The sequence below is a fragment of the Paenibacillus sp. Marseille-Q4541 genome (assembly GCF_018310695.1).
Lineage (GTDB): Bacteria > Bacillota > Bacilli > Paenibacillales > Paenibacillaceae > Paenibacillus.
Map to the genome: position 1 here is coordinate 1 of NZ_JAGXCY010000052.1, position 22,543 is coordinate 22,543.

Here is a 22,543-nt window from a genome sequence, read left to right on the forward strand (position 1 = left end):
ATAGATATAAATCCATCTACGTACTTATGATTCATTTTTTTTAAGATATCCCCTGCGAAACCTTTTAATAAAGGTTCTCTTACATGACATATAACAACTGTATCTTTTGATACTTTTTTAGCTGCCTTGGCAACTAAAAAAAGACATGTGCTATTTAAGTGTAATATCTGTGGTTTATACTTCTTGATGTATCTCTTAGCCATAAAATAAGTAGGAAAAGCTCCTATTAAATTTCTGATAAATAATTTCTTAGACATACCAGAAACAGTTGTTCCGTGAAAAGGAAACATAAATTTTGCGATTTTCACAGGGAGACCTGATGATTGTAAAAGTTCAACTGCCGGTCCATTACGTATTGTTAATATCTCTGCCTCATACTTTTCATTGTCCACTTCACTAACTAAATAAGTGAGACTCTTAGGAGCACCTCCTAACAATCCAGAATGATGGACATATAATAACTTTTTTCTCATACAAATATCCTCCCTTAAAAACTTGCTTCCTATAATAAAATGAAAAGAAGAATAATATTTAATTTCTAATAGGTTTTTCAAAAGTTTTAATATTAAGTATATATCCAACTAAAACCCATAAAAAAAGACTAAAAACATTACCAAGTGTATAAAAAATACTTTCTGAAAATGAGTACAGCATCACTATAAACATAAGAATTGCAGCATACATATGAACCTTGTCTATCTTTTTATTCATTAAAAGAGTCCTTATTACAAGTGTAATCATAATTAAAAAAGCTCCTAAACCAATCATTCCATTATCAATCAAAACGGAGACATAGTAATTATCACGAGAAACTTCACTATTTAAATTCCCCTGGCCAAACAGAAAATGCATCAAGCTACTTTTGTTACTTGCTATTAAATCTGTCCAAATAGTAATCCTGTTACTTAACAATTTATCTAATGTGTCTATAAAAGATTCTGAATTTACCATTGTAATAAGTATTATTGATATTGCAAACAAAAAGAAAATTGCAATAGGATTTATAAAAATAAATCTTAGCAATTTAGTCGATACATTCATAAACATTACAAATAAAATAAAAATAAACGACATTATAAGTGCCGTTCTGCTCCCACTCAAGATAATTAAATATAGGTAAAAAGGAATAGTAACTAAACTTAATTTCATCTTGCATAAGCTAAACATTAATATTGTAACTATTATCCCTAATGTGGAATACAGTCCTAAGAAATTTGGATGATCAAAAAAAGCATAATATCTGTTTCTTAAACTGGTTGGATCCAAATGATATGCAAGCGGATCACCAATTGAAATTATTACCGAAAATAGCATTACTCCGCTAATCGAATAAAACACATTCTTGATTAAACTGTAAAACGATATTCCCTCTAACCTCAGAAAGTTAGGAAGTATAAAAAAGCTATAAAAAAATAAAAGAAAGTAAGAGATCGTAGTTAGCATAATAGAAATAAAGTCTGAGAAGATGATACTATTTAACAGTCCAATGACCATTGCGAGCATCCAAAAATAAAAAACAACTGTTATTTTCTTTGTAGCTTTAGATACGTAAAATTTGTTGTTTAAAATTAATAGGAGAAGAAGTACTATATGAAAGACAAACGCACCAAATTTTAATAAATAAAAGAAATCATCATTGCTAAATCTCATTAAGGAAAACATATTAGTTATAATGACTAATGAGAATGTTGAATGAAGTAATAACTTTTTCATAAGTATTATCCTTAAATTTTATTTTAATTTTCTGATAAAACAACGGAAGAGGCCTTAGTATAGCTCTCTCTTTTTAAAACAAATGATAGACAAAAATAGGAAATGATCATTCGTGTCATCATTCCAATAATTATACAGATGGCTGCTCCGATCATGTTATAACGCGGTATCAATATAAATGAGAAAAGTAACACAAGGATACCTGAAATCAGAAAAATCGGAACCTGAAATTTTATAAACCTAGATGCAGTTAAAGCTGCTCCAAGAGTGCTAGAAATATACCAAAATAAACTCGCAATCATAATGAGAATAAATACATTATTAAAATATCCATACTCTCGGTTATACATTAAGGTCAGTATCCATTTACCCATAGATGCACTTATTAAGATTCCAAATACTCCAATCATGATTGAATATAACGTTAGTTTCTTTACCTTTTTACTAAAAAGATGTATATCTGAATGAAATAATCTAGACATTGAAGGACTTGAAGCTTGCAACATCGCTCCCATAAATGTACCACCAGCGATCATTATGTAAGCTATTCCTGAATAATATCCCAAGTATTCAGGACCACTTACTCTCTCTAAAAAATATCTCGGAATGTTATTGATCAGTGAATCAAGTGTTGCAACAATACCCAATGGTAACGTCATTTGAAGTAATCGTTTTAAATTTAGAATATTAGATTTAGAAAATTGAGTTTTATTTTTTTCTTCAATGAATCTAGATTGATTTTTAATATCAACAAATACTAGTATCAAAAACCAAATGATAACCATCGAACCTGTAGCGTACAATAAATTTTGAGACCAATACAACACTAAAGATATTACTAAAACAGAACCTATGCCTTTTGTAATCATAGAGTATGAAATAAAATTCATATGCTCTTTCTTCTGAAATAGACCGAAGTAAATATCAGAAATAGATTCAATTATTTTGGCTAGGCCTATTGTCAGAATAATCATAGCTTGATGAAAACTATAATTGGATAGAATAGAAATAGAAATCAAAATAATGAAAGCTATAATTAACATTCCAATTCTTAAAGTTAAGTAATCTTTAAAAGAATATTCATTTTTTGCATCTGTCGCCTGAAAATTTCTCAACTGGAAATTGAGAAATAATATTATTGGTGCAGTAATTGCCAACGCTAACGAATATTCTCCAACCATTGAAACATTGCCTAGTTTTGAGATACTTACTACAATAAGCCATTGCGATATAGTATATATTAAATTCCCAATAAAAAGAGAGGAAAAATTACTTCCTCTCAACCTTTGTAATAGTCTATTCATATTATTTCTGTAATGAAAATCTATCTGATGACTGATAAATAGCAATATTCGAATTTCTCTCCAAATCATTATCAACCATCATCTTAATAAGATCCTCAAAGCCAACATCTAATGTCCAACCTAATTTTTCTTTAGCTTTACTGCAATCTCCGAGTAGAAGATCCACTTCAGCTGGTCTTACGAACTCAGGATCAATGACAACATAATTATTATAATCCAATCCTACATAAGAAAAGGAAATTTCAAGTAACTCACGTACCGTATGCATCTCTCCAGTAGAAATAACATAATCGTCCGGTTCATCTTGTTGGAGCATGAGCCACATCGCCTTAACATAATCCCCCGCAAAACCCCAATCCCGTAAGGAATCCAGATTACCCATTCTTAGTTCACTTTGCAGTCCAAGCTTAATTCGTGCAGCTGCATCTGTTACCTTTCTTGTAACAAACTCAAGTCCACGTCTAGGTGATTCATGATTAAACAGAATTCCAGAGCACGCAAACATATTAAAACTTTCTCGATAGTTCACTGTTATCCAGTGACCATATACTTTAGCTACACCGTATGGGCTTCTTGGATAAAAAGGAGTTGTTTCTTTTTGTGGAGTTTCTACCACTTTACCGAACATTTCACTACTTGAGGCTTGATAAAATTTTGAATCTGGTTTTATAATGCGTACTGCCTCAAGCATATTTGTTACGGACAATGCAGTTATTTGTCCTGTTAACAATGGTTGTGGCCAGGAAGCTGCTACAAATGATTGAGCCGCAAGATTATATACTTCATCTGGATTGGAAATACGAACCGCTTCAATTAATGAAGCGAGATCTGTTAGATCACCTGAAATCCAATGAATTTGATCTTTAATATGTTCCACATTTTCATAATTTGGTGTACTAGTTCTTCTTCTAAGACCGAATACTTTATAACCTTTCTCAAGTAAAAGTTCCGCAAGATAGGACCCGTCTTGCCCTGTAACTCCCGTAATTAGAGCTCTTTTCATGTTTATATTCCTCCAACATTACTATTTTTGTTCAACTAAATATTCTTTACAGAAAGCTACATAGACCGCTTCAATTCCTTCATTTAATGGTATTCTCGCTGCCCATCCAAGTTTATTAATTTTACTTACATCAACTAATTTACGAGGAGTTCCATCAGGGGCAGATGTTTTAAAAACAATTTCACCCTCAAAGCCCACAATTTGTTGAATTGTTTCAGCTAATTCTTTAATAGAGATGTCTTCTCCGACGCCAATATTAATGATCTCGTCTTCTTCGTAGTGCTTCATTAAGAAAATACAAGCATCTGCAAGATCATCAGAGTGTAGAAACTCTCGCTTAGGTGTACCGGTTCCCCATACTTCTACCGTTGCATCTCCATTTAATTTGGCTTCATGGAACTTTCGGATAAGAGCAGGAAGAACATGTGATGTCTTTAGATCAAAATTGTCATTTGGACCATACATATTTGTAGGCATTGCAGAGATGAATCTAGTTCCATATTGGCGATTATATGATTGACACATCGTGATCCCAGCAATTTTAGCTACAGCATAAGCGCTATTAGTTGGTTCTAATGTGCCTGTAAGTAAGTATTCCTCTTTAAGTGGTTGAGGAGCTAGTTTAGGATATATACATGTTGATCCCAGAAACAAGAGTTTATTAACCTCATATCGATAGGAAGCATCAATCACATTTGTCTGAATGAGCAAATTGTCACGTATGAAATCTGCTGGATACTCATTATTGGCAACAATACCACCTACTTTTGCTGCAGCCAGAAAAACGAAATCAGGCTTTTCATTCTGGAAAAATATATCTACAGATTCTTTATCTCTTAGATCTAATTCTTTACTGGTCCTAACTATAATGTTTTTAAATCCTCGCGTTTCAAGTGCACGGTAAATTGCAGAACCAACAAGTCCACGATGTCCGGCAACATAAATTTTCGAATGTAAGTCCATATTTTAAATACTCCTTCAACAAGAAAATTAAAAAGCATCCTTCGCTCCAAAAAGCAATTTTACAGTCTTCAATATTATTTTAATGTCATACCAGTATTTCCGATCACGAATATACTCAATATCCATCTCCACCATCTCTTCGAAACCAACACTATTACGTCCGCTCACTTGCCACAACCCCGTACAACCCGGTGTTACATGTAGTCTTTGCTTATCATATAAAGAGTACTCCGCTACTTCCCGAGGCAATGGAGGTCTTGGTCCGACCATACTCATCTCGCCCTTCAGTACATTCCAGAGCTGAGGAAGTTCATCCAGACTCGTCTTACGGATAAAACGCCCAATCTTAGTCACTCTTGGATCATTCTTCATTTTGAACATCGCACCGCTGACTTCATTTTGCGCAAGTAGCTGTTCTAATAACTCTTCTGCGTTATGGACCATGGAACGAAATTTGAACATATAAAATGTCTTCTCATTCTTGCCGACCCGTAGCTGTTTGAAGAAGACCGGTCCTTTCGGATCCTCTATCTTTATCATAACTGCGATCACTAAAAATACCGGTAATAGCAAAATAATACCGAACAAGGAACCAGCAATATCTGTTACACGCTTCATGACTAGATATATTTGATCTTTATTACTTATGTTTGCTGAATTACTTTCGTAGATTGTTGATTCTAGAATAATCTCCGCTTCACTACCTCTGGGATTCGAGCTCACTCGAATTCACCTCCGCCGATTGCGAGCTTTGCAGTCGATTCTCTCTCAAGTATCTCTTCCAGTGCCTTCAGAATCGGTAATCGAAGCTCATCATTTTTGAGTGCAAAGTCGATCGTCGTCAAAATAAAACCTAATTTCTCCCCCACATCATAACGTGATCCTTCGAAATCATAAGCATATACACCCTCTGCTTCATTCAGCTGCTGAATGGCATCGGTAAGCTGTATTTCACCGCCTGCTCCAATGTTATGTTCTTCCAGATAGTCAAAGATCTCAGGAGTAAATATATATCTTCCCATAATAGCTAAATTGGATGGAGCTTCGCCAAGTTTTGGTTTCTCAACAAACCGATTCACCGCACACAGGCGTCCTTCGGAATTCAGCGGATCTACAATGCCATATCGATCGGTCTGCTCCGCATCCACCGTCTGTACACCAACAATCGATCTCTCCAGAAGTTCGTACTGTTCGATTAACTGTCTAGTACACGGTACCTCAGCTTCCACAATGTCATCGCCCAATAATACGGCGAACGGTTCATCGCCAATAAAGTTCCGTGCACACCAGACGGCATGCCCAAGCCCCTTCGGTTCCTTCTGTCTTATGTAATGAATATCTACATTGGATGATTTACGTACTTCTTCTAAGAGATCCAGCTTTCCTTTCGATAACAAAGTTTGCTCTAGTTCGAAGGAATTATCGAAATGGTCTTCAATCGCTCGTTTTCCTTTCCCTGTAACAATAATAATATCTTCAATACCTGAGGCTATTGCTTCTTCGATGATGTATTGAATAGTCGGCTTGTCAACGATAGGCAACATTTCCTTAGGCATTGCCTTTGTAGCAGGCAGAAACCTTGTGCCAAGACCTGCTGCAGGTATGATGGCTTTTCTTACTTTTTTCATACATCATCACCCTATCCTTCTTCATTATTATGATTTCAGTATTACAACTTGAAAGCACGAGTTGTACCGTTTAGCTGAAACTATGAATGTAAGCGGTACAATTCTTACTTTCAATTTCATAAAAGGGCATTTAACCCCTCCTCACATCACACCCTTGACGATTCACGTCTAAGGTTCACTTAACCCACAGTGTGACCGAGTGCCTACAGTGATAAAGGTCCAGTAGGCATTACCTAAATTGAAGATAATGAATTCACTAATTACCGTTCACCGTAGTAGTAATAGTAGTTAGAAGATTGATTCTTATCGAGCTGCAAATTGTTTAAAACAACCCCGAGAATACGAGCATTCACATGTTCCAGCTTTGCTTTCGCTTTCTTAACCAGATCTTTCTTCACTTTGCCGGAGTTCACCACAAGGATAACACCGTCACAGAGGGAGCTGATGATCATGGCATCAGTTACCGCCAATACCGGTGGTGTGTCAAAGAGTAGGATGTCGTAACGTTCACTCAGTTCTTCCAGTAAATTCAACATTTTGCGCGATCCCAACATCTCCGATGGATTCGGAGGAACCGGCCCGGAAGGTAGAACATCCAGATTGTCTATCGAAGTCTTCTGAAGTACCTCAATTACTGGGTACCTTCCAGCCAGAACACTCGACAAACCAGCATGATTAGAAACGGTAAACACTTGATGCAGCGATGGTTTTCGTAGATCTGTGTCGATAATGAGTACTTTTTTTCCTTCTTGCGCATAGGTGACCGCTAAATTACTGACGGTAGTCGTTTTTCCTTCCCCAGCCTGTGCAGAGGCTACCATTAGTACTTTAATTTGATCATCAATCGCGGAAAATTGAACATTGGTTCGAAGGGTACGATAGGCTTCCGATATGGGAGCTTTGGGATTCATCGCTGTTACCAGCTGATGACGATCAGTGGTTGACCGTGGCATAAGAGCTTTCACCTACCTGTTGTTGGGATGTTGTTACTGAATGAGATGACTTCACGTCCTCTTTCCTGATTCTTGCAATCACTGCGATAACGGGTATGCCAAGTTCTCTCTCCAGTTCCGCTTCACTCTTGAACGTGTCATCGAGATATTCGAGCAAGAACACGAGACCAACTGCCAGCATGAGACCAATAACAAAACTGATCAATATACTCATGACCGGATTAACATTAATTGGAGCTGCATTTTCTTCTAGTGGAGCCTGACTTAACGTGGTCACATTATCTACTTTCATAATAGATGGAATTTGAGCCTCAAAAATTTTGGCAACGGCATTGACCGTTTTGGCAGCTTGCTCATAGGAGGTATCCTGTACGGTTAAGTTCATCACTTGTGAATCATTTGCAGAAGAGACAGAAATCATGGATGCTAGCTGCTGAGAAGTTAATCCTAAATCTGGATAGCTGGCAACGACTTTATCTAGAATCGCAGATGATTTAATGACTTCCGTATATGAATTAATGACCATAATATTCGTTTGAATGAGCGTATAATCCAGCATCGCTGTTCCTTGCCGATCATAGGTCTGATTCACTATCAATTTTGCTTCCGCATTATACAGAGGAGTTGTCATATATGTCTTAAGTCCTGCACCTAGACAGGCCACAATGACAATTGCAGCGATAAGCCATAACCTCTTACGGATAATATTCATATATTCCTTCAGTTCCAATTTAGTTTCCTCCCTATTCTTGAAGCGCACCCTGCAACTACCATAAAAGTAATCGGCGCCGTGTATTCGCTGGTTCCGCAAGCTCAACGAGGCGGTCATCCCACACTCTCCGAGCATTAATCTGAAGCTGATTAACCATCTCTGTCCCGAAGCGTTCTTCTATTCGTTCATAGGCAGCCTTTAAAGCAAAATTGCGCTGCTTAAGATCATGTGCATCTGATGAAATGAAATGAAACCCGTTTTGTTTACAAAAATGAAAACACCACTTCTGAACTTTTCGACCGAAAAGTCCTAAGAAGGATTGGGCGGTGATCTGGCATAACACACCATCTCTCATATATTGCCTTAGTCTGTCAGGCTCTCTTAACAAAACAGCGTTACGTTCTGGATGAGCAATGATCGGAATGATATTTCTTATTCTCAGTTCATGCAGTAAATCTCCAAAATATGCTGGTATCTCGTGATACGGAAGTTCCAGCAACATGTACTTGCTAGATGCAAGTGTCAACAATTCTTCATTCATCCATAGCTCCATCAATCTTGGATGTAGCCTGATTTCTTGCCCCGAACGAATCTGAAGCGGGATATCGCATTCTTGTAGTAGTACATTAAAGTGTCTAACTGCTTCCTCCACTTCATGGCGAGGATTATCATAACTTTCATTTAAATGATGCGGTGTAGCAATAATCTTCGTAATACCCGCATCAACCGCCGACTGGGCAAGCAGTAAAGCTTCTTCTGAGGTAGCAGGACCATCATCGAGACCTGGTAGAATGTGGCTGTGAATTTCAATCATAAAGCTAGCACCCTCAATACTATGTCCCCCTCTACAGAAATATGTTGCGCACTTTGATATTGGGGTCAAAGAACTAATGCAGGAACTATAGAAATATAGTAAAATGGCGATATGTATGCTAGATAAAGGTGTCTATTCTGTTGTAATACTTGTTATGGATGAGGACCCACTCCTCCATCCGGTCTAACGGACGAAATTCATATAGATGGGGCATCCGATGAATCATCCAATTCAGTTGTCCTTTTATGTATAGTCTGTGTTCTTCATAATTATGTAAAAAAGCGTGATATAACGTGAAGCTTCCGAATTCTTGTTTCCATTTCAAAGTGCAAAATGAATGGAAATTGCTATGTTCATCCTGGACGGCCAGTCCAATTTCAAGATCTGATGTAATGGGGATGAACAGATCACTTACAAAGGTAACGGATTGCTGACCTAATGCCATTAAGATAACGGGTCTCGATTTACTATTAATGACTTGTTCTTGATACTTGTGAATATACATAAATGCTTTGGACTCATGGGCTTTGACCTGGTTCATTAGATTCATTCCTTTTTACGTAAATATTTCGAGGTATGAACGACACGAATGGGGTCAAGGCTAGAAAAGTGTGACAAAATGATACAATTTGTAACCTTGATGTATCAAATTTACGATACATTCTGTATCATGTCAAGCGATAATTGGCTAAGATTGTATTTGCAATAGCTAGAAACAACTAGAATTTGGAACATTTCATAGTAACCAGGAGGAATTATATAGATGGATTACGGACACCGAATTGCAGAACTCAGGGAAAAGAAAGGCATGACTCAGGAGGAATTGTCCAATATACTTGATATAACGAGAGCTTCTTTGTCACACTATGAGAAAAGTCGCAGAAAACCGGACTTTGAAACGTTGACAAAGCTCGCTGATACGTTTCATGTATCGGTTGATTTCTTACTTGGCCGAACGAATAATCCAGATATGGTACTGGATGAAGAAGTTAGAGGATTTGTTGATTCATTAGAATTGTCGGATCGTGAAGTCCTTGGCAAATTTGAACTGATGATCGATGGGAAACCATTATCCGAGGAAGAAGCAAAGCGATTCATTGCTTTTGTGAGAATGGAACGTGATATGAATTAATCCCAATATATGAATGGATACATAATGTATACATTTACAAAAATACAAGCTGCAATCTATTGCTTATCAAGCGATGAATTGCAGCTTTTTTGTATATGTATAATCTCGCGTTAGTTAACACTGCTGCTGCACCTCAATGTATATTCTAGGAATCCTCTGGCAGCACGAGAGATTGCCAGTGAATCGGATCGATACCACATTGCTTGAGTACATCCATGATATCTACCGGTTTCCGCTGGTTGCTCTGTTGTACTTGCTGCTCATTGTTCCTGCTTGGATACTCCATGTTCATTACCGACAACCTTTCCAATTTTATATATATTTTCATGTATATTTTAGCAACCTAAAGTACTAGACCTATTATACGAAAAAAAGCCTAACGATGTTGTCGTCTTATGGCGGAATGTAAGGAAAATATGGTTCTATTTTTGTCGAAATCAAAACAGGACCTCATAACTAGCCCATTGTGGGGTCCTAGTTTACAAGGTCCTGCTTCTCGTTTTTACTATATATGGTAATTACATCATTTCACATTACTGCCCTGCTCGAGCCAGCTCACGCATGTTAGCTTCGAATGCAGCTAACAACGCAGCTTCACCCGTAAGTCCATCTGACTGTACTTTCTCAATCTGTTCCAGCATACGTTTGAAATCTTTCGGAATGACCTTGACAAAATTCTGGATTTCTTGTTGCCAGTGTTCAAGAATGTGCTCGCCAACCTTACTTCCTGTGTAATCCGTATGACGACGAATCATACCGCGTAGATCCGCTGCTTCCGAAGTATCCTCGATCCGCTCCAGAAGAACCATTTCCAGATTACAACGGCTCAGGAACGTACCTTCTGGATCATAGACGTAGGCAATACCGCCAGACATCCCTGCTCCAAAGTTACGACCCGTTCTACCCAAAATTACGACACGACCTCCGGTCATGTATTCACAGCCGTGATCACCCACACCTTCGACAACGACACGAGCCCCGGAGTTACGAACAGCAAAACGCTCACCTGCGATGCCGCTGATATATGCTTCTCCGCTCGTAGAGCCATAGAGCGCCGTGTTTCCGATAATGACGTTATCTTCCGCAGGGAAAGTAGACTGAGGTGATGGTTTCACAATCAGTTTACCTCCTGATAGACCCTTACCTACGTAGTCATTGGAATCTCCTTCAACGGTTAGCGTCATTCCTTTTGGCACAAATGCACCAAAGCTCTGACCCGCAGATCCAATAAACTTGAACTGGATTGTGTCTTCTGGAAGTCCAGCAGCACCGTACTTACGTGTAACTTCGCTGCCAAGAATGGTTCCCACAGCACGGTTCACGTTCGTAATGCTGAGTACCCCTTCCACTAGCTGACCAGACTCAAGAGCTGGAGCAGCCATCGGCACAAGTTTTTGGATATCCAGAGTCTCTTCGAGACCATGATTCTGTCTTTGTGTACGTACACGGCCCATTCCTTCCGTTTCCTCCGGCACATGCAGGAGCAGGGAAAGATCTACACCGCTCTTCTTCCAATGATCTGCTGCACTTTCTGCATCCAGACAATCGGTACGCCCCACCATCTCTTCAATGGTGCGGAATCCAAGCTCAGCCATAATCTCGCGCATATCTTCTGCAACAAAGCGCATAAAGTTAACGACGTGAGCCGGATCTCCCATATAGTTTTTACGAAGCTCTGGATTCTGAGTAGCTACCCCTACAGGGCAAGTATCCATCTGACATACGCGCATCATAATACATCCGAGTGCAACTAGCGGAGCAGTAGAGAAGCCATATTCTTCAGCACCAAGCAAAGCTGCAACCGCGAGGTCACGACCGTTCAGCATCTTTCCGTCTGTCTCAAGAACGACGCGATCACGCAAATTATTAAGCATCAGTGTTTGATGCGTCTCAGCAAGACCAAGCTCCCACGGCATACCAGCATGACGAATGGAACCTTGTGGGGAAGCCCCAGTTCCTCCATCGTATCCGCTGACAAGGATAATATCGGCACGGCCTTTGGCTACGCCTGCTGCAATCGTACCTACTCCTGCTTCCGATACGAGTTTTACATTAATGTCGGCACGAGGGTTGGCATTTTTGAGATCATAGATCAGTTCTGCCAAATCCTCAATGGAATATATATCATGATGCGGCGGAGGCGAAATCAGACCTACACCCGGTGTCGAACCACGGACTTCTGCAACCCAAGGGTATACTTTACGTCCTGGAAGCTGACCACCTTCACCTGGTTTAGCCCCTTGCGCCATTTTGATCTGAATCTCATCGGCATTGACCAAATAATTCGAAGTTACACCAAAACGTCCGGATGCAACTTGTTTGATCGCGCTGCGGCGTGAATCCCCATTGCTGTCTTTAATAAAACGAGCTGGGTCCTCTCCGCCTTCACCTGTGTTGCTCTTACCGCCCACGCGGTTCATTGCAATCGCAAGATCCTCATGTGCTTCTTTACTGATGGAACCAAAGGACATAGCTCCTGTTTTGAAACGTCCCATAATGGCTTCAACTGACTCTACTTCCGCAAGTGGAACACTTGGACCTACCGGCTTCAGCTTGAGCATAGAACGAATCGTGAGTTTCTTCTCATTCTCGCCCTGCACGAGCTTCGCATATTTCTTATAGAGATTATAATCTCCCGTTCTTACGGCATGCTGAAGCGTGTGAATCGTTTGAGGTGTAAACAAATGATCTTCTCCATCGTTACGCCATTGATATTCTCCGCCTGAATCCAGCACTTTATCGTTGCCGTCTTTATCTGTAAAAGCACGATTATGATGTGTCAGTGCCTCTGCTGTTACTTCTTCCATGCCAATTCCGCCGATGCGGGAAGGAGTCCATGTGAAGTATTTATCAACAAAATCACTCTTCAGTCCTACTGCCTCAAAAATCTGGGCGCCTCGATAGGATTGAATCGTAGAAATCCCCATCTTGGACAAAATTTTAACAACACCTTTAGTCGCTGCCTTGATGTAGTTCTTCACTGCCTTCTCATGGGTAATGCCTCTCAGCATTCCTTGCTGAATCATATCATCGAGTGTCTCGAATGCCAGATAAGGATTCACTGCACTCACACCGTAACCAAGAAGTACTGCATAATGATGGACATCACGAGGTTCTCCGGACTCTAGCAAAATGCTGACTCTCGTACGGGTACCCTGACGAATCAGATGATGATGAAGGCCAGATACAGCCAGAAGTGCAGGAATTGCTGCATTCTCTGCGTCCATACCACGGTCAGACAGAATCAGAATGTTATGTCCCTTCTCAATGACACGATCAGCCGCCTCAAAAAGAACGTCCATCGCCTTCTTCATTCCTTCCGCACCCTCTTTGGCAGGGAAGAAGATCGGAATCGTCATCGAGCGGAAACCAGGTCTACGTACATGGCGTAATTTTGCAAATTCCTCATTGGAGAGAACCGGCGAAGACACACGAATCTGTCTAGCGCTTTCCGGTTCTGGAAGCAGCAAGTTACGCTCCGGACCAATGGTTGTCAGCGTCGAAGTTACAATTTCTTCGCGGATCGCATCAATCGGTGGATTCGTTACCTGAGCAAACATTTGTTTGAAGTAGTTATATAGACGCTGTGGTCGATCCGATAATACCGCAAGTGGTGCATCGTAGCCCATAGAACCTGTTGCTTCCATTCCTGTGGAAGCCATCGGTTCGAGCACTTTGCGCAGCTCCTCAAACGTATAGCCGAATGCCAGCTGCAACTGGTTAATGTTGTCATGCTTCGGTTCTGGAAGTTCAGGCGCATCTGGAAGATCATGAAGATCTACAAGATGCTCATTCAGCCATTCTTTGTAAGGCTGTTCAGATGCAATCTGTGCTTTCACTTCATCATCAGAAATAATACGTCCCTCTTTGGTATCCACAAGTAGCATACGTCCTGGACGCAGTCTATCCTTGTACAGGATGTTTTCTGGTGCGATATCAAGCACACCCACTTCAGATGAGAGTACAATACGATCATCCTTAGTTACATAGTAACGTGCAGGTCGCAGACCGTTTCGATCAAGTACTGCTCCAATCTGCACACCATCCGTAAATGCCATTGCAGCAGGACCATCCCATGGTTCCATAAGCGTACTGTGATATTCATAAAATGCTTTCTTATTCTCATCCATACTTTCGTCGTTGTTCCAAGGCTCAGGCACCATCATCATAGCTACATGAGGCATGGAACGCCCGCTTAGATACAGAAATTCCAGCGTGTTATCAAACATCGCTGTGTCCGATCCATCTGCATTAATAACCGGTTTCACTTTGGATAAGTCTTCTCCGAACAATTCACTCTCAAATAGTGACTGACGCGCATGCATCCAGTTCACGTTACCACGCATCGTGTTGATCTCACCGTTGTGGATCATGAAACGATAGGGATGCGCACGTTCCCAGCTCGGAAACGTATTCGTACTGAAGCGCGAGTGCAGCAAAGCCATCGCAGATTCTACGCGCTCATCCTGCAGATCGATATAGAATTGACCCACTTGTTCTGTAGTCAGCATGCCCTTGTATACAATTTTACGACAAGACATACTCGGAATATAAAATGCATTCGCATCCTTTACCTGATCGGAGTAACGAATCTGCTGCTCCGCACGGCGGCGAATGACGTACAATTTACGTTCAAGATCTAGACCGCCTGAAATGCCTTCACCCGTTCCAATAAACACTTGGCATACATAAGGCTTTGCAGCAAGCGCTGATTTACCGAGCATTTCGTCGTAAGTAGGTACTTCGCGAACACCAAGGTACAGCTGACCTTCTTCTTCCACGATCTGCTGCAAGATGTTCAAATGCTCTTTCCGAACTTCTTCGTCACGTGATGTGAATATCATACCCACTCCATAATGACCTTGTTCAGGAAGACGGAAACCAAGACGCTCTGCTTCTTCTGTAAAAAACTGATGAGGAATTTGGATCAGAATTCCGGCTCCGTCACCGGAATTCGGCTCACTCCCCTGTCCTCCGCGATGCTCCATATTACTCAGCATCGTCAAGGCATGGCTGACAATATCATGAGAAGGTACACCTTTAATGTTAGCCACAAAACCCATACCACAAGCGTCTTTCTCGAACTGCGGGTCATACAGACCCTGTTTTGGAGGTAATCCAGTATGTCTCATGGAACGCAACCTTTCTATATCCAAGAATTTTTGGGAACATCCGTGACAAACGAAACTTGACGAAGGGACAAAAAAGGGGGATGACAGCTTGATCATAAATAGCCCGTTCATGTCGGCTACACAAGTGCTGCCAGAATCTTTTGCATGAATATTAACTGATGGTCTTACCGATATAAGTATAGTTCTATTATTTTAACACCGACCTTACATCAGCGCAATTCAAAATTTCCTTTGGTGTGCAGACGTTTTTTACCAACATTTTATTGAATATTTATTCAATTTCATCCCCATGTAATTTTTATATTGTCCTTAATTATTTGCCATTATGGTGTTACATTTCAATGGACCAATACTCTGAAAATTTGTACAATCTTTCAGAAAATAACAAGCCCCGCCTTCCTGAGGAAGGCGGGGCTTCATGTGATATGCAGCACTTTCATGATTCGTTATCCATGTTAAGATACTATAGACTGCAATAAAACGTATTATTATTCGTTATACTGACAATGCTTCGCTATTCGGTGTTTGATCTTGATCAGCCGAATGATCGTTACGTTTTTTGTAACCGCTCCACAAGAAATAACCTAGTGTAAGCAACATGCCTACTACGGCATAAATGCCCAGTAACGCGGCTTGATGCCACATCAGATCGAAATCTCCGCTCATTACAACACCACGGTAACCAATGACACTATGATACATAGGTAAGAAATGACTAATCGGCTTCATCCACTGAGGAAGCGTTTCAAGCGGGAATGTACCTCCACTTGTCGCTAGCTGAAGGACGAGCAAAACGATGGCAATATAACGTCCCACCAGATCCAGCCAAGTTACTAGTGCCTGAACGATCATCATTGAGGCAAGGCCCGTAATGATAGAGAATAGATAGAAATACGGAACACTCTGTACTTCAAGGTGCAATACATAGATCATAAACGAACATAGTGTAAGTGCCTGAACAATACTCATGCCTGCAAAAGCAAAGAATCTGCTTACGAAACGAGCCCAAGGTGTTGCACCAGGAACACTTGTTTCACGCATGCTCATGACGATCGTCGAAATGAGTGCACCTACAAATAACCCGATCGACATGAAGTAAGGGGTTAAGCCTGTTCCGTAATTGGAAACAGATTTGGACTCATCCTCTACGGTATGAACCGGTTCTGCGAACATATTAACGAAACGATCGTCTTTCCCTTTCATTTCCGATGTCTCGTCTGCCGCTTCATTCAATTTCTCTGCAAGCTCTCCAGATCCATCTTTTAATTCGGTAAGTCCATCGTGAAGTTCCCCTGCACCATCGGTCAGTTTTACTGAACCGTCTGCAATCGTATCTACTCCACCTGTAAGATCACCTACACCGCCAGCCAGCGTACTTGTTCCATCTTTAAGTTCCGCCGCACCTGACTGTAACGTTTGACTGCCTGTTGCTGCTTCTCCTAGCTTCTGTCCGAACAAGCCCATGTTGCTAGCAAGCTCTCCCTGACCTGTATACAGTTGATCCGCTCCTGCAAGCAGCTGATCTTGACCTGCTGCAAGTGTACTTGCGCCCTCAGCTAGTTGCTTCTGAGCTGCTGCGAGTTGCTGGGCTCCGCTGAGCAGTTTATCATGTCCTTCATTTAAAGACTGCGCTCCTGCAAGCAATTGCTGTTGACCAGCTAACAACTCATCTGCGCCTGCTGACAACTGTCCATTTCCTTGATTCAGTGTCTGCGCTCCGCTGAGTAGTTTATCTTGCCCTTCACTTAGCTCATTCGTTCCAGCGGCAACTGCCTGGCTAGCTGCAAGCAGCTTCTGAACCTCAGGAAGTGCAGCGAGTTCAGGACTTTGTTCTGTCAGTTGTTTAATTCCGTCAGCTACTCCTTGTGCTCCTTGTGCCAGCTGTTTACTTGCTGCCTCTGAAGAAGTAAGTCCTTCTACAAGTTGCTGACTTCCATCTGACGCACCTTTTAACCCATCCGAAAGTTTACTTGCGCCTGCTTCTGTAGAAGTAAGTCCAGATACCAGCTTCTGACTTCCCGCAGATGCATCTTCCAGACCCGTTACAAGTCCGTCTGCTCCTTCGGAAGCGGAGGTAAGACCTGTGCTAAGCTTGTTTGCTCCTTCTTTGGAAGTGGTAATCCCATCTTTCAGCTGACCAGCACCATCTTGAAGTTTCCCAACACCGCCAGATAATTGACCTCCCGCATCAACGAGCTGGGACAGACCCGAGGAAAGATCACTAGCACCTGAACTTAATTTGCCTGCTCCATCATCTAAGGTTTTGACCCCATCAGCGAGCGGAGCAACTCCTTCTTGCAGTTCGAGCGTTCCGTCAGCGAGTTTCTTCAGATTGTCTTGAAGCGTAAGTGCTCCATCGTTAAGTTCTCCAGCACCATCATTGATTTCATTCGCTCCGTCTCCTGCTTCCTCGAATCCGTCAGCGACTTCTGTGAATTTATCCAGCAGCGTTTCTGTGTAGGATTCTGTCACTGCTGCAGACACTTTCTTACTGATTTCCTTCATCGCCGTATTTCCGATCTGGGCACCGACAAAGTTATAATTCCCGTTCGGTTCATATATCAGTTCTGAAGGATTCGGATCTTCATCCATTAATGTCGTTGCTCTTTGTGAGAAGTCCTCAGGAATGGTGATAAGCATATAGTACTCATTGTTATCCATTCCTTGTTTTGCTTCATCGAGGTCAACGAACTGCCAATTGAAGTCTTGTTCTTTTTTCAGCTCATCTACAAGTTCTTCCCCGATCTTGAGCTGCTTTCCTTCAAACTTGGCACCTTGGTCCTGATTTACAACGGCCACTGGCAGTGTCTCAAGCTTGCCGTATGGATCCCAGAAGGCTGTGAGATACACGCCCGTATATAAAATGGGAATAAGCATGACAGCAATGACCGGAATAAGAATCTTCGGGTTCTTCAGCGCTCGCCATACATCTTGAAAAAATACGGATAATGACTTCATTATTTCTTTCTCTCCTCTACACCATCTCATTCGGGCTTTCAGCCGTAATTCACTTCATAAAGCACAGTATGAAAATAGAAAGCACGAACTTCATGACTGTTTTCCTCATTTAGTCATATGAGATTAAAAAAATAAACATTCCTCTGACATCTAAAAAAATGTGCAATTTAATAACTGCTTTATTTATATACGCCTTTACCTGATGTAGTGAAACATTATTATTAATATTTCATATCACTTAGGATATTAAGCCGGCTGCACCCATTAATATATCTATGTAGCCGGCTCACCAAACGTATCTTATACTGGAATATCTGTGGTCAGTCCGTGTACGAGAAACAAATCGATATACTGTTTAATCTGTTCCTTGCCCAGCGGTTCATTCCCCTGACTCCAATCGGAAGTTAGTGCAATATAAAGTTTCAGCATGATGTAGGCTGCTACTTTCGGGTCACATGGTTTAATTTCTCCCTTTTCTTGTGCTAAGCGGAGTTCTTTCTCCAAATAACCTGTAATTACACCTTCTACTTTTGCATTTCCCAGTTTCGCTTGTACCGTTCCGAATTCTCTCACTTCTTGAGATAGCTTGATCAGCAGCTCATGTTGCTCTCTGAACTCCAAGAGCGAATCTAGAATTCGAAAAAGATTGCTTGCAAAAGTCTGCTCATGATCAAGCTCTCTTTCCGCAATATGTTTCATCTCCAAAATGACTTCATGCAAAATTTCATCGAACAACTCTTCCTTATTAGTAAAGAAAGTATAGATTGTTCCCTTACCGACATTCGCAATCTTAGCCACCTGATCCATCGTCGTTGCTTTATAACCAAACAATGCAAAGGATTGTGCTGCTGCTTGAATTACTTGTTTGCGACGATCTATCGGAGCCATCGCCTCGCCTCCCTTATCATTGATTCATAAAAATGACTAAAAATCTAAAATGGTCATTCGGTCAAAAATCACTTTATCACTTTTATCTGCAATTAGCAAGAAAAATGTTACAATTTATTTAGCCTAACGATCGTCTTACTTTGGTTTGCTACATTGAAGCACATTCTTCCTTTCTAATAAGAAAAAAGAACTTGATTCGAATACCTCATCATAATATGTACAATGAAGCATAAACGAAATTACAACTCATATCCGGATAGGTGAAATCATGAGAAAAAAAAGAGTGTTACTACTGTCTGAAGGATTCGGGACAGGACATACCCAGGCTGCTCATGCACTTGAAAAAGGATTAAAACAATTATATCCCGATGTGAATGCGCGTGTCATTGAGCTAGGTAAAATTCTAAATCCCATGCTTGCCCCGTTTATCTTGGGGGCTTATCGTAAAACCGTTACTTCAACACCCCGATTAATTGGTCTCATCTATCGTTCTCAAAACAAACGTTTAAATGGTTTTCGCAGGCTTGCTCTACATAGGTTGTTCTATTCCCATACGTCAAAGGTGATTACTCAACTGAACCCGGATGTCGTTATCTGTACTCATCCTTTTCCGAGTGCGATCATCTCTAGGCTCAAGCGTCAGGGCCTTGATATTCCGCTTTATACCCTGATCACAGATTATGATGCTCATGGTGCTTGGATTAGTCCAGAGGTCAATCAGTTTCTCGTGTCCACACCAAAAGTGGGCTCCATGTTACGTCAAAAGCAAGTGGAACCATGCCGAATTCAAGTTACAGGGATTCCTATTCATCCAGACTTCTGGAAGGAACAATCCAAACAGGAAGCACGTGAAGAACTTCAACTAAAAGCTCTGCCTACCGTCATGATCATGGGCGGAGGTTGGGGATTGCCGCTTACAGACCAACTTATGGAGCAAATGGCTTCCTGGGCAGACAAGATACAACTCCTCTTCTGTCTAGGAAATAACGAAAAGCTGATCCATCGGCTGAAGGGTTCTCCCTTATATCAGCATCCCCATATTCGTATATTGGGGTATACCAATGAAATAAGCAAACTGATGAATGTAGCCGATCTGCTGGTTACCAAACCAGGCGGGATGACTTGTACAGAAGGAATGGCCAAAGGGCTTCCTATGTTTTTTGCTCCTCCCCTTCCTGGTCAGGAAGAAGAGAATTGTGAGTATTTTGTAGAGTCGGGTTTCGGTGTTGTTCTAAAAGACTCTAGAACCCTCGACGAACATTTTATTCGTCTGACTACGCGTTTCTCAGAAACGGAAAGGGGGACCGCCATATCGAGACCGGAAGAATATGATCCTGAAATATGTACCCGCACAGTCTATAAGCTTCTTACGCAACATGCATCAAGTACAGAAGAAGAAATGATCCTGAATATTCGATAGAATCAAAGAAAAAAAGCTGCTCGTCATCTCGCTCCATAGGGCGTGAAAACAAGCAGCTTTTTCTTATATATACCTATTAAATTTCTGTACTTGCTCCCGGTTCCAAGGCAATTCCCTCGATTCCTTTAGGCTGCAGGAGATGAATGAACGCATTCGCATCCTGCTGGATGAATGGGAAGGTATTATAATGAACAGGAATGACTTTCTTCGCTCCAATCCATTCTGCTGCAATCGCAGCATCCTCAGGTCCCATTGTGAGTCCATCTCCAATTGGCAGAATAGCCATATCAATATTGTTCAGTTCACCAATAATCTTCATATCACCGAACAGTGCCGTATCTCCTGCATGGTATAACGTTTTGTCTCCCATTGTTAACAGGATGCCGGCAGGCTCTCCCATATATACAGTCTTACCATCTACTTCAAGAGAGGAACTATGAAAAGCCAGCGTATACTTAACTTTGAACCCATCAAACTGATGACTTCCACCAATGTTCATATGATGAGCTTGTACCCCTTGATTCTGGCAGTATTCGGCTAATTCATATATCGCTACAACCGGGCAATCATTCTGCTTTGCAATCGTTAAGGTATCTCCAAAGTGGTCTGAGTGACCGTGTGTCAAAAGCACCGCATCGACTTTCACATCTTCTGCAGCAATCTTAGCTGTCGGATTTCCAGTCAGAAAAGGATCAATAATAACCCGCTTGCCTGCTTCTTCTACAAGAATACATGAATGTCCATAATAAGTGATTTTCATAGATTGATACCCTCCTAATACATAGAAATTACCCAATTTCTTAAGGAACTATCATCTCTATTATATCACTCTTGAACCTTATTTATAAAATGTATGATTACCGATTCTCGTCACTTTTATTTGCGAATGATGTACAGTTAAATCGTCAGCGAGGGTAATAGATAAGAAATAAAGCGTCTCATCCGGTACTTCTTTACGTCCGTGCATCGCTTCATTGACAGCACGAATCGAATCCTCGTTCGGAGTTACACGGTCCATTCGACCGTTCGCAACGGGACTGAATTGATATTTTTGATATATAACGCCTTCAATAGTATCGGGATATTTGGCTGACCGAAGCCTGTTCAAGACAACGTTAGCTACAGCTACTTTGCCTTCGTACGGTTCGCCTTCTGCTTCTGCCATAACGATTTTACGTAGCATTAGCAGCTCTTTATCCGAGACGTTGTAGCTCCAGGTTGCCTTACTTTTTTGTTCCTGGGTTAGTAATTTCGTCTTGGTAAAGAATAAAGTTTTGGGGGGAGTAGTAAGTTTTGCTTTGGCCGATGCAACTGCAATCGCCTTTTTCTGTTCCAATAATTTTTTTCGTTCCGCTTTTTTGGCTTCCAAAGCCTTTTTCTCAGCCTCTTTTTGATTCTCCACCGTTGTTTCTGCGGAAAGAGCTGTTGTTTTAAGCAGAACATGGTCTTCCGATGACAAGTGTGCCGGACCTTGGGTCAATTGACCCGCAGAAAATGTATATAAACCTGTTTTATCCATCACGGAAGTTAGCATAGCGACTCCATTGTGTTCAGAGTTCATCCTGCTGTTATTTATTGCTGATATTTGGTTCATCGGATTACCGGAATTCGGATTCTCCTGAGTTGTACTTTCCCCATATACTTCAACAGCCTTAGTAATAAGGCTTACCCCCAATATAAACACAAGCAGCACAAACATGAGTGGTGCTACCCAGCGAGTCTCTCTATTTGTATTCATAATGACCTCCTGTTATATCGGCACAATTCTACTTAACTGTAACCAAAATTGCAAGGTTTGAATACTAGGCCATATCGAATTCAGAGGGCTTACATCACGATGAGACCCCTGTAAGAGCACTGCGCTGAGTAGGCGTATTCCGTTGATACATCTGGTTTTTTCACACACGAACACTTGCTCTCTAT

General features: G+C 41.0%; 19 protein-coding genes. 2 read left to right on the plus strand and 17 right to left on the minus strand.

What is annotated here, in order from left to right; translation table 11 throughout:
* From KFT32_RS25495 to KFT32_RS25545, 11 genes are all read right to left on the minus strand, one after another.
* Positions 1-473, minus strand: a 473-nt coding sequence (locus KFT32_RS25495; RefSeq protein ID WP_211750175.1) for a glycosyltransferase family protein, incomplete at its 3' end; no start/stop codon positions are given.
* Positions 474-531: 58 nt separating this feature from the next.
* A complete protein-coding gene (locus tag KFT32_RS25500; protein WP_211750176.1) occupies positions 532-1,713 on the minus strand; it encodes an O-antigen ligase family protein in 1,182 nt (393 codons plus the stop codon).
* Positions 1,714-1,736: 23 nt separating this feature from the next.
* Positions 1,737-3,086, minus strand: coding sequence for a lipopolysaccharide biosynthesis protein (locus KFT32_RS25505; RefSeq protein WP_349304954.1), 1,350 nt, complete (start codon positions 3,084-3,086; stop codon positions 1,737-1,739).
* Complete coding sequence (gmd, locus tag KFT32_RS25510) at positions 3,019-4,020, minus strand: GDP-mannose 4,6-dehydratase (RefSeq protein ID WP_211750178.1); 1,002 nt, start codon at positions 4,018-4,020, stop codon at positions 3,019-3,021. The genes KFT32_RS25505 and gmd overlap by 68 nt, the downstream gene beginning before the upstream one ends.
* 21 nt (positions 4,021-4,041) lie before the next feature.
* Entirely contained in the window at positions 4,042-4,983 is a 942-nt protein-coding gene (locus KFT32_RS25515; protein WP_211750179.1) for a GDP-L-fucose synthase family protein, read from the minus strand.
* Positions 4,984-5,010: 27 nt separating this feature from the next.
* Positions 5,011-5,655 (minus strand): sugar transferase, encoded by a 645-nt coding sequence (locus KFT32_RS25520; protein WP_481856369.1) that lies wholly within the window; start codon positions 5,653-5,655, stop codon positions 5,011-5,013.
* Between the two features lie 47 nt (positions 5,656-5,702).
* Positions 5,703-6,611, minus strand: coding sequence for a UTP--glucose-1-phosphate uridylyltransferase GalU (gene galU / locus KFT32_RS25525; protein WP_211750180.1), 909 nt, complete (start codon positions 6,609-6,611; stop codon positions 5,703-5,705).
* Positions 6,612-6,871: 260 nt separating this feature from the next.
* Positions 6,872-7,564, minus strand: a complete 693-nt coding sequence (locus tag KFT32_RS25530) for a CpsD/CapB family tyrosine-protein kinase (RefSeq protein WP_211750181.1) — start codon at positions 7,562-7,564, stop codon at positions 6,872-6,874.
* Complete coding sequence (locus KFT32_RS25535; protein ID WP_211750182.1) at positions 7,545-8,294, minus strand: YveK family protein; 750 nt, start codon at positions 8,292-8,294, stop codon at positions 7,545-7,547. Before KFT32_RS25535 ends, KFT32_RS25530 begins: the two co-directional genes overlap by 20 nt.
* A 37-nt stretch (positions 8,295-8,331) precedes the next feature.
* Positions 8,332-9,090: a tyrosine-protein phosphatase gene (locus KFT32_RS25540; RefSeq protein WP_211750183.1), complete on the minus strand. Its 759-nt coding sequence runs from the start codon at positions 9,088-9,090 to the stop codon at positions 8,332-8,334.
* Positions 9,091-9,208: 118 nt separating this feature from the next.
* Positions 9,209-9,631, minus strand: coding sequence for a hypothetical protein (locus tag KFT32_RS25545; protein ID WP_211750184.1), 423 nt, complete (start codon positions 9,629-9,631; stop codon positions 9,209-9,211).
* Positions 9,632-9,853: 222 nt separating this feature from the next.
* Here KFT32_RS25545 and KFT32_RS25550 point away from each other — a divergent pair, with 222 nt between their 5' ends.
* Entirely contained in the window at positions 9,854-10,222 is a 369-nt protein-coding gene (locus tag KFT32_RS25550; protein ID WP_211750185.1) for a helix-turn-helix domain-containing protein, read from the plus strand.
* Positions 10,223-10,367: 145 nt separating this feature from the next.
* Here KFT32_RS25550 and KFT32_RS25555 read toward each other — a convergent pair whose 3' ends face one another.
* The 4 genes from KFT32_RS25555 to KFT32_RS25570 all read right to left on the minus strand — a co-directional run bounded on the left by KFT32_RS25555 (position 10,368) and on the right by KFT32_RS25570 (position 19,200).
* A complete protein-coding gene (locus tag KFT32_RS25555; protein WP_211750186.1) occupies positions 10,368-10,514 on the minus strand; it encodes a hypothetical protein in 147 nt (48 codons plus the stop codon).
* A gap of 241 nt (positions 10,515-10,755) precedes the next feature.
* Positions 10,756-15,354, minus strand: a complete 4,599-nt coding sequence (gltB, locus tag KFT32_RS25560) for a glutamate synthase large subunit (RefSeq protein WP_211750187.1) — start codon at positions 15,352-15,354, stop codon at positions 10,756-10,758.
* A gap of 495 nt (positions 15,355-15,849) precedes the next feature.
* A complete protein-coding gene (locus KFT32_RS25565; RefSeq protein WP_211750188.1) occupies positions 15,850-18,312 on the minus strand; it encodes a YhgE/Pip domain-containing protein in 2,463 nt (820 codons plus the stop codon).
* A gap of 300 nt (positions 18,313-18,612) precedes the next feature.
* Entirely contained in the window at positions 18,613-19,200 is a 588-nt protein-coding gene (locus KFT32_RS25570) for a TetR/AcrR family transcriptional regulator (protein ID WP_211750189.1), read from the minus strand.
* 268 nt (positions 19,201-19,468) lie between these two features.
* On the opposite strand from KFT32_RS25570, the gene KFT32_RS25575 reads away from it, so the two are divergent.
* Positions 19,469-20,620 (plus strand): MGDG synthase family glycosyltransferase, encoded by a 1,152-nt coding sequence (locus KFT32_RS25575; protein ID WP_211750190.1) that lies wholly within the window; start codon positions 19,469-19,471, stop codon positions 20,618-20,620.
* A gap of 76 nt (positions 20,621-20,696) precedes the next feature.
* Here the strand turns inward: KFT32_RS25575 and KFT32_RS25580 are convergent, their stop codons facing one another.
* Positions 20,697-21,380 carry a metal-dependent hydrolase gene (locus KFT32_RS25580; protein ID WP_211750191.1) on the minus strand — a complete coding sequence of 228 codons (684 nt, stop codon included), beginning with the start codon at positions 21,378-21,380 and terminating at the stop codon, positions 20,697-20,699.
* A gap of 78 nt (positions 21,381-21,458) precedes the next feature.
* Entirely contained in the window at positions 21,459-22,358 is a 900-nt protein-coding gene (locus KFT32_RS25585) for a cell wall hydrolase (RefSeq protein WP_211750192.1), read from the minus strand.
* Positions 22,359-22,543: the final 185 nt, after the last annotated feature.